This window comes from Oceaniglobus trochenteri, assembly GCF_020529025.1.
GTDB classification, from domain to species: Bacteria; Pseudomonadota; Alphaproteobacteria; order Rhodobacterales; family Rhodobacteraceae; genus Oceaniglobus; species Oceaniglobus trochenteri.
On the sequence record NZ_JACNMM010000002.1, the window covers coordinates 793088 to 801011 of the forward strand.

Sequence of the window (7924 nt, forward strand, 5' to 3'; positions counted from 1 at the left end):
GGCATGCTGCGCCTCCTGCTGCTCTTGCTCGTCCTGCCCGCCGTCCTCCAGGCCGAAGCCGTGACCCTGATGGCCGATGCGCCCTTGTTTCGCAATCGCGGCGCGCTGGTCCAGATCCGGGCCGATGGCGATTCGCGGCCGCGCAACGGGGCCAGCCTGTTCATCGGCCAGACGGGGCAAAGCCTGTTCGCCCCTGTGGCACCGCGCCAGATGAAAGGCGCCCTGCCCCCCCTTCCGGCAATTGCCGCCGTACAGGGCGGAACGGCGTTGCAACGGCTGCGCCAGTTGATCGGCCATGCCGAATCGCGCCGCCACGGCTATGACGCGGTTCAGCATGGGGCACGGATCAAGCCCGCCAAGCCGCCCACGGCCATGACCATCGCGGAGATTTATCGCTGGATCGACGAAACACCGGGCCAGCCCCACGCCATCGGCCGCTATCAGTTCATCCCCCCCACCCTCAAACGGGTCGTGCGCATCGCCGGCCTGGGTGAGGCGCATCGGTTCTCGCCGGGGGTTCAGGACAGGTTGGCCGATGTCCTGCTGGCCGAGGCGGGCCTTGGCGGGGTTCAGGCGGGCACCCTGCCACGCGAAGCCTTTATGGCGAACCTGGCCAAGATATGGGCGGGCCTGCCCACGGCCAGCGGCAAGTCGCACTATGACGGGTATGCCGGAAACCGCGCGTCGATTACCTGGGCGCAATACAGCGCCGAGATGGCGCGCATCTTCCCCGGCTGACGGTGTTACCCCCAGGCGTAGTTGAAGCTGACGCTGATGCGGTCATCCTCGGCCATGTTCATCGGCACCTCGTGGCGCAGCCAGCTTTCCCAAAGGAGGACATCCCCCACCTGCGGAGCCACATAGTGGAACTGTTGCAGCTTGCGGGGCGCATCCTTGCGCCGACCGGGGGCCGCCATCATCATCGCCAGCCGGGGGTCTTCGAACTTGATCGCGCTGGTGCCTTCGGGCATCGCCACATAGGTCGTTCCGCTGATCACCGAATGGGGGTGGATATGGGCGGTGTGAATCCCACCCTCCGGCAGGATGTTGATCCAGAGACTGTCCAGCTTCAGCTTCTTGTCGCCCAGATCGAAGGCCACATCCTTGGCGAAGGCCGCCACATGCTTGTCCAGCACCTTGACCAGGTCCTTGAAGATCGAGAACCGCCAGGGAAGATCGGTCAGTGACGCATAGCTGGTGTAGCCGGCATAATCGTTCGCCTCGCACCATGTCTGCCCGGCCTCGTCATCCTCGGCAATCGACAGGCACGAGGCTTCAAGCTCGACCATGTCCAGGGGCTTGCCCATCTCCGACAAGGCAGCCTGATACAGGCGGGTGACGAAAAGAGATGACGTTGTGCTCATGCCGTAGTTCCCGTTTCCAAAGGATCAGCCCTCGATCACGACGGGCGCGTTCAGATAGCCGATCAGAAGCGCCGCGAAGGCACCCAGATGCACTACCATTATCGCCCTGTCCTTCCACATGAAACCCACGGCGAACCAAAGCACGATCCCTGCAAAGAAGAAGAACACGTTCAGCGGCACGATGTTCAGGCCGGTCAGGGCATAGCCCATCAACTGGATCGCGGTTGCCACCCATTTCACGATATCAACGGTCTTCATCACGGGTCTCCAAACTGAAAAGTCCCCGCCACTGGGGCGGGGACTTGAACTTTCGTACAATCGGTCGACGGGATTACCAGTCTTCGCGAACGACCGTGCGGGTCTTGATCGGCAGCTTCATCGCGGCAAGGCGCAGGGCCTCACGCGCGACGGCATCGGTAACACCGTCGATCTCGAACATCACGCGGCCCGGCTTGACCTTGGCGGCCCAGAAATCGACCGAACCCTTACCTTTACCCATCCGTACTTCGACGGGCTTGGAGGTGACGGGCAGGTCCGGGAAGATCCGGATCCAGACGCGGCCCTGACGCTTCATGTGGCGCGTCATGGCACGACGTGCGGCTTCGATCTGGCGGGCGGTGATCCGCTCGGGCTCGACCGCCTTGAGGCCATAGGTGCCGAAGGACAGGTCGGACCCACCCTTGGCGTCGCCGTGGATCCGGCCCTTGTGCATCTTGCGGAACTTGGTGCGCTTTGGCTGTAGCATATCCGTTACTCCTTAACGCCGACCGCCGGCGCCACGGGGCGCGGGGCCTTCCTGAAGCTCGGACTGACGGCGATCGTGTGCCGACGGGTCATGCTCCATGATTTCGCCTTTGAAGATCCAGACCTTGATGCCGATGATACCATAGGCGGTCTTGGCTTCGTAGTTGGCATAGTCGATGTCGGCCCGCAGGGTGTGCAGGGGCACGCGGCCCTCGCGATACCATTCGGTCCGCGCGATCTCGGCACCGCCAAGACGACCGGCCAGGTTCACCCGGATGCCCAGCGACCCCATGCGCATGGCGTTCTGCACCGCGCGCTTCATGGCACGACGGAACGAAACACGACGCTCAAGCTGCTGCGCGATGCTTTCGGCCACCAGCGCGGCGTCCAGCTCGGGCTTGCGAACCTCGACGATGTTGAGGTGCAGCTCGCTGTCGGTCATCGCCGCCAGCTTCTTGCGCAGGGTCTCGATGTCCGCACCCTTCTTGCCGATGATGACACCGGGGCGGGCAGTGTGAACCGTCACGCGGCACTTCTTGTGCGGACGCTCGATGATCACCTTCGACACGCCGGCCTGGGCGCATTCCTTCTTGATGAATTCGCGCATGCGCACGTCTTCAAGCAGAAGGTTGCCGTAGTCCTTGGTGTCGGCGTACCAGCGGCTGTCCCAGGTGCGGTTCACCTGCAGGCGCATGCCGATCGGATTTACTTTGTTACCCATTATGCCTGCTCCTCGACCTGGCGGACCTTGATGGTGAGTTCGGCAAAGGGCTTGACGATCTTGCCAAACCGGCCACGGGCACGGGGCTTGCCGCGCTTCATGGTCAGGTTCTTGCCAACCCAGGCCTCGGCAACGATCAGCTCGTCGACGTCCAGGTTATGGTTGTTCTCGGCGTTGGCGATGGCGGACTGAAGGCACTTCTTCACGTCCTGCGCGATCCGCTTCTTCGAGAAGGTGAGATCGGACAGGGCCTTTTCCACCTTCTTGCCACGGATCATGGCCGCAACCAGGTTAAGCTTCTGCGGCGAAGTGCGCAGCATCTTGGCCTTGGCCAGGGCTTCGTTGTCGGCAACGCGACGGGGGTTCTTTTCCGTGCTCATTTGCGCTTCGCCTTCTTGTCGGCGGCGTGACCGTAGTAGGTACGGGTCGGCGAATACTCACCGAACTTCTGGCCGATCATGTCCTCGGTGACATTCACCGGGATATGCTTCTTGCCATTGTACACACCAAAGGTGAGGCCCACGAACTGGGGCAGGATGGTCGAACGACGCGACCAAATCTTGATGACTTCCTTGCGGCCGCTCTCGCGGGTCGCTTCGGCCTTCTTGAGGACGAAAGCGTCGACAAACGGGCCTTTCCAGACAGAACGCGACATGGATTAGCGCCCCTTCTTCTTGGCGTGACGCGAACGGACGATAAGCCGCTGCGACGCTTTGTTCTTGTTACGGGTCTTGGCACCCTTCGTCGGCTTGCCCCAGGGGGTAACCGGGTGACGACCACCGGACGTACGGCCTTCACCACCACCGTGGGGGTGATCGATCGGGTTCATCACGACACCACGCACCGAGGGGCGGATGCCCTTGTGACGGTTGCGACCGGCCTTGCCGATGTTCTGGTTGCTGTTGTCGGGGTTGGACACGGCACCGACGGTGGCCATGCATTCCTGACGCACCAGGCGCAGTTCGCCCGACGAGAGGCGGATCTGGGCATAGCCGCCGTCACGACCGACGAACTGGGCGTAGGTCCCGGCAGCACGAGCGATCTGGCCGCCCTTGCCCTGCTTCATTTCGATGTTGTGGACGATCGTGCCGATCGGCATGCCCGAGAAGGGCATCGCATTTCCCGGCTTGATGTCTGCCTTGGCGGACGCGATCACCTTGTCCCCGATCCCCAGACGCTGCGGGGCCAGGATATAGGCCTGCTCGCCGTCGTCATAGGACACCAGCGCGATGAACGCGGTGCGGTTGGGGTCATATTCGATGCGAATGACCGTCGCGGCGATGTCCAGCTTGTTGCGCTTGAAATCGACGATGCGGTACAGGCGCTTGGCCCCACCGCCCTTGCGACGCATAGTAATCCGTCCGGTGTTGTTCCGGCCGCCGTGCTTGCTCAAACCCTCGGTAAGGGATTTGACAGGGCGTCCTTTCCAAAGCTCCGAACGGTCGATCAGCACCAGCCCGCGCTGGCCCGGCGTCGTCGGCTTATACGACTTGAGTGCCATGCTTGTGTCTTCCGTTTGCTTTGCGGGCAATATGGCCCGGCTTTCGTGTAAAGGGCCCCGCAGGTCCCCGGTGTATAGGGCCCCGGAGGTCCCCGAATTCAAAGAAACGAGCCCCGGAACGAATCCGGGGCTGCGTCATGTCAGGTCAGGTATTAGAGACCGGTGGAAACGTCAATCGTGTTACCGTCTTCCAGGGTCACATAGGCCTTCTTGACGTCCTTGCGCTTGCCCAGCATGCCGCGGAACCGCTTGACCTTGCCCTTGGTGATGGTGGTGTTGACCGCCTTCACCTTGACTCCGAACAGGGTTTCGACGGCTTCCTTGATCTGCGGCTTGTTCGCATCGATCGCCACTTCGAACACCACCGCGCCGGATTCCGACGCCATGGTGGCCTTCTCGGTGATGACCGGCTTGCGGATCACATCGTAGAGTTCTGCCTTGGTGGTCATTTCAGCCTCGCTTCCAGCGCCTCGACCCCGGCCTTGGTGATGACCAGCGTGTCACGCTTGAGAATGTCATAGACGTTGGCGCCCATGGTGGGCAGCACGTCCAGACCGTCGATGTTGGCGGCGGCGCGGGCGAAGTTCTCGTTCACCTCGGCTCCGTCAATGATCAGCGCCCGCTTCCAGCCCAGCGATTTGATCTGCTTGGCCAGTGCGCCGGTCTTGATCTCGGCCAATGCCGCATCCTCGATCACCACCAGGTTGCCGGTGGCCATCTTCGAGCTGAGCGCATGCTTCAGACCCAGCTTGCGGAACTTCTTGGTCAGGTCATGACCGTGGCTGCGCGGGGTCGGACCCTTGTAGATACCACCCTTGCGGAAGATCGGCGCGTTCCGGTCACCGTGGCGTGCGCCGCCGGTGCCCTTCTGGCGATAGATCTTCTTGGTCGAATAGGAGGTTTCCGAGCGGGTCTTGACCTTGTGGGTGCCCTGCTGCGCGTTGTTGCGCTGCCAGCGGACCACACGGTGAAGAATGTCCACCCGCGGTTCCAGACCGAAGATCTCGTCGCCAAGATCGACCGACCCGGCCTTGCCGCCGTCCAGTTTGATCACGTCGAGTTTCATTCGTCGCCTTCCTTCTTCTCAGCGTCCGAGTTGTCCGTATCGGCACTCTCGGCAGCGATCTGTGCCTCGGCTTCCTTCAGCGCGGCCTCTTCGGCGGCGGCGGCTTCAGCGGCGGCTGCCTCTTCGGCGGCCTTCGCTTCGGCTTCCGCTGCAGCGGCGGCTTCGGCGGCCAGGCGTTCGGCTTCCTCGGCGGCCGACTTCAGCGCGGCAGGATAGATCACGTTCTCGGGGGTCGGCTTCTTAACCGCATCCTTGATCGTGACCCAGCCACCCTTGGAGCCGGGAACCGCACCCTTGACCATGATCAGGCCACGGTCGGCATCGGTGCGGATGACCTGCAGGTTCTGCGTGGTGACACGGGCAGCACCCATGTGACCGGCCATCTTCTTGCCCTTGAACACCTTGCCGGGGTCCTGACACTGACCCGTCGAACCATGCGAACGGTGCGAGATCGACACACCGTGCGAGGCCCGCAGACCGCCGAAGTTGTGCCGCTTCATGGCACCGGCGAAACCCTTCCCGATCGAGGTGCCCGCCACGTCGACGAACTGACCCTCGAAGTAATGGTTGGCGGTGATTTCCTCACCGACACCGATCAGGTTCTCTTCGGCCACGCGGAATTCCGCGATCTTCCTCTTCGGCTCGACCGAGGCGACGGCGAAGTGGCCGCGCATGGCCTTGCTGGTCCGCTTGGCCTTAGCCGTGCCGGCACCCAGTTGAACGGCGGTGTAACCGTCGCGTTCAATCGTGCGCTGCGCCACGACCTGCAGCTTGTCCAGTTGAAGGACCGTCACGGGAATCTGCTTCCCGTCGTCCATGAAAAGGCGGGTCATGCCCACCTTCTTTGCGATAACGCCAGAGCGCAACATATCCACTGCCCTCCCTTATACCTTGATCTCGACGTCGACACCGGCGGCCAGGTCGAGCTTCATCAGCGCGTCCACGGTCTGGGGTGTCGGATCGACGATGTCGAGCAGCCGCTTGTGGGTGCGGATCTCGAACTGATCGCGGGATTTCTTGTCGACGTGGGGGCCACGCAGAACGGTGAACTTCTCGATCTTGTTCGGCAGCGGGATGGGTCCGCGCACGTGGGCGCCCGTCCGTTTGGCGGTGTTGACGATTTCCTGGGTGCTGGCATCCAGCACGCGGTAATCGAACGCCTTGAGCCGAATGCGAATGTTTTGGCTAGCGGCCATTGCAATTGCCTTTCGCGGCTTTTGAGATTGAGAGGTGGAGGCACCGGAATTGGTGCCCCCACATCGAACCTTGTCTTCTGTCCGTCCTGCTCATCGGTTCCTTCGGTCCCCCTTCGCGAAGAGCGACCGCGAGGGAGCGATGAGCGCTCCGGTTACTCGGTGATCTTGCTCACGACGCCGGCGCCGACGGTGCGGCCGCCTTCGCGGATGGCAAAACGCAGGCCCTGCTCCATGGCGATCGGCGCGATCAGCTCGACACCGAAGGACACGTTGTCACCCGGCATCACCATCTCGGTGCCTTCGGCCAGAACGACCGTGCCGGTCACGTCCGTCGTGCGGAAGTAGAACTGCGGGCGGTAGTTGGCGAAGAACGGCGTGTGACGGCCACCCTCTTCCTTGGTCAGGATATAGGCTTCGGCTTCGAACTTCGTGTGCGGCTTCACCGAGCCGGGCTTGCACAGCACCTGGCCACGCTCAACGCCGTCACGGTCCACACCGCGCAGCAGCGCGCCGATGTTGTCGCCGGCCTCTCCGCGGTCCAGCAGCTTGCGGAACATTTCCACGCCGGTGCAGGTGGTCTTCTTGGTGTCGCGGATGCCGACGATCTCGATCTCGTCACCCACGTTGATCACGCCACGCTCGACGCGGCCGGTCACAACCGTACCACGACCGGAAATCGAGAACACGTCCTCGACCGGCATCAGGAAGGGCTGGTCCACCGCACGCTCGGGGGTCGGGATGAATTCGTCCACGGCCGCCATCAGCTTCCTGATCGACTCTTCGCCGATCTCGGGGTTCTCGCCGTTCATCGCCGCCAGGGCCGAGCCGGGGATGACGGGGATGTCGTCGCCCGGGTAGTCGTAGGAGGACAGCAGTTCGCGGATCTCCATCTCGACCAGTTCCAGCAGCTCTTCGTCGTCCACCTGGTCGACCTTGTTCATGTAGACGACCATGGTGGGGATGCCCACCTGGCGGCCCAGCAGGATATGCTCGCGGGTCTGCGGCATCGGGCCGTCGGCGGCGTTCACCACCAGGATCGCGCCGTCCATCTGCGCCGCACCGGTGATCATGTTCTTCACATAGTCGGCGTGGCCGGGGCAGTCGACGTGGGCATAGTGACGGTTCTCGGTCTCGTATTCCACGTGCGCGGTCGAGATCGTGATGCCGCGGGCCTTCTCTTCGGGCGCGCCGTCGATCTGGTCATAGGCCTGGAAATCGCCGAAATACTTCGTGATCGCAGCCGTCAGCGTCGTCTTGCCGTGGTCAACGTGACCGATCGTGCCGATGTTCACGTGCGGTTTGTTACGTTCAAACTTTGCCTTTGCCATGGTG

13 protein-coding genes are annotated in these 7924 nt (G+C 62.7%); 1 reads left to right on the top strand and 12 read right to left on the bottom strand.

The window, feature by feature from the left end; genetic code table 11:
• Positions 1 to 3 precede the first annotated feature (3 nt).
• Positions 4 to 738 carry a lysozyme family protein gene (locus H7828_RS04155; RefSeq protein WP_226779723.1) on the top strand — a complete coding sequence of 245 codons (735 nt, stop codon included), beginning with the start codon at positions 4 to 6 and terminating at the stop codon, positions 736 to 738.
• Positions 739 to 743: 5 nt separating this feature from the next.
• On the opposite strand, the gene H7828_RS04160 is transcribed toward H7828_RS04155, so the two are convergent.
• The 12 genes from H7828_RS04160 to tuf all read right to left on the bottom strand — a co-directional run bounded on the left by H7828_RS04160 (position 744) and on the right by tuf (position 7920).
• A complete protein-coding gene (locus tag H7828_RS04160) occupies positions 744 to 1364 on the bottom strand; it encodes a 2OG-Fe(II) oxygenase family protein (protein WP_226779724.1) in 621 nt (206 codons plus the stop codon).
• 24 nt (positions 1365 to 1388) lie between these two features.
• A complete protein-coding gene (locus H7828_RS04165) occupies positions 1389 to 1622 on the bottom strand; it encodes a DUF6552 family protein (RefSeq protein WP_226779725.1) in 234 nt (77 codons plus the stop codon).
• 73 nt (positions 1623 to 1695) lie between these two features.
• A complete protein-coding gene (gene rplP / locus H7828_RS04170) occupies positions 1696 to 2109 on the bottom strand; it encodes a 50S ribosomal protein L16 (RefSeq protein ID WP_226779726.1) in 414 nt (137 codons plus the stop codon).
• 12 nt (positions 2110 to 2121) lie between these two features.
• Complete coding sequence (gene rpsC, locus H7828_RS04175; protein WP_226779727.1) at positions 2122 to 2829, bottom strand: 30S ribosomal protein S3; 708 nt, start codon at positions 2827 to 2829, stop codon at positions 2122 to 2124.
• Positions 2829 to 3209 carry a 50S ribosomal protein L22 gene (rplV, locus tag H7828_RS04180; RefSeq protein WP_226779728.1) on the bottom strand — a complete coding sequence of 127 codons (381 nt, stop codon included), beginning with the start codon at positions 3207 to 3209 and terminating at the stop codon, positions 2829 to 2831. The genes rpsC and rplV overlap by 1 nt, the downstream gene beginning before the upstream one ends.
• A complete protein-coding gene (gene rpsS / locus H7828_RS04185) occupies positions 3206 to 3484 on the bottom strand; it encodes a 30S ribosomal protein S19 (RefSeq protein WP_226779729.1) in 279 nt (92 codons plus the stop codon). Before rpsS ends, rplV begins: the two co-directional genes overlap by 4 nt.
• Before the next feature lie 3 nt (positions 3485 to 3487).
• Complete coding sequence (gene rplB / locus H7828_RS04190; protein ID WP_226779730.1) at positions 3488 to 4330, bottom strand: 50S ribosomal protein L2; 843 nt, start codon at positions 4328 to 4330, stop codon at positions 3488 to 3490.
• Positions 4331 to 4482: 152 nt separating this feature from the next.
• Positions 4483 to 4779 (bottom strand): 50S ribosomal protein L23, encoded by a 297-nt coding sequence (locus H7828_RS04195; protein WP_226779731.1) that lies wholly within the window; start codon positions 4777 to 4779, stop codon positions 4483 to 4485.
• Positions 4776 to 5396: a 50S ribosomal protein L4 gene (gene rplD, locus H7828_RS04200; protein WP_226779732.1), complete on the bottom strand. Its 621-nt coding sequence runs from the start codon at positions 5394 to 5396 to the stop codon at positions 4776 to 4778. Before rplD ends, H7828_RS04195 begins: the two co-directional genes overlap by 4 nt.
• Positions 5393 to 6265 carry a 50S ribosomal protein L3 gene (rplC, locus tag H7828_RS04205; protein WP_226779733.1) on the bottom strand — a complete coding sequence of 291 codons (873 nt, stop codon included), beginning with the start codon at positions 6263 to 6265 and terminating at the stop codon, positions 5393 to 5395. The genes rplD and rplC overlap by 4 nt, the downstream gene beginning before the upstream one ends.
• 15 nt (positions 6266 to 6280) lie before the next feature.
• On the bottom strand, positions 6281 to 6592 hold the full coding sequence (gene rpsJ / locus H7828_RS04210; RefSeq protein ID WP_148472188.1) for a 30S ribosomal protein S10: 312 nt from the start codon (positions 6590 to 6592) through the stop codon (positions 6281 to 6283).
• A gap of 152 nt (positions 6593 to 6744) precedes the next feature.
• Positions 6745 to 7920, bottom strand: coding sequence for an elongation factor Tu (gene tuf / locus H7828_RS04215; RefSeq protein ID WP_226779760.1), 1176 nt, complete (start codon positions 7918 to 7920; stop codon positions 6745 to 6747).
• Between the last annotated feature and the right edge of the window lie 4 nt (positions 7921 to 7924).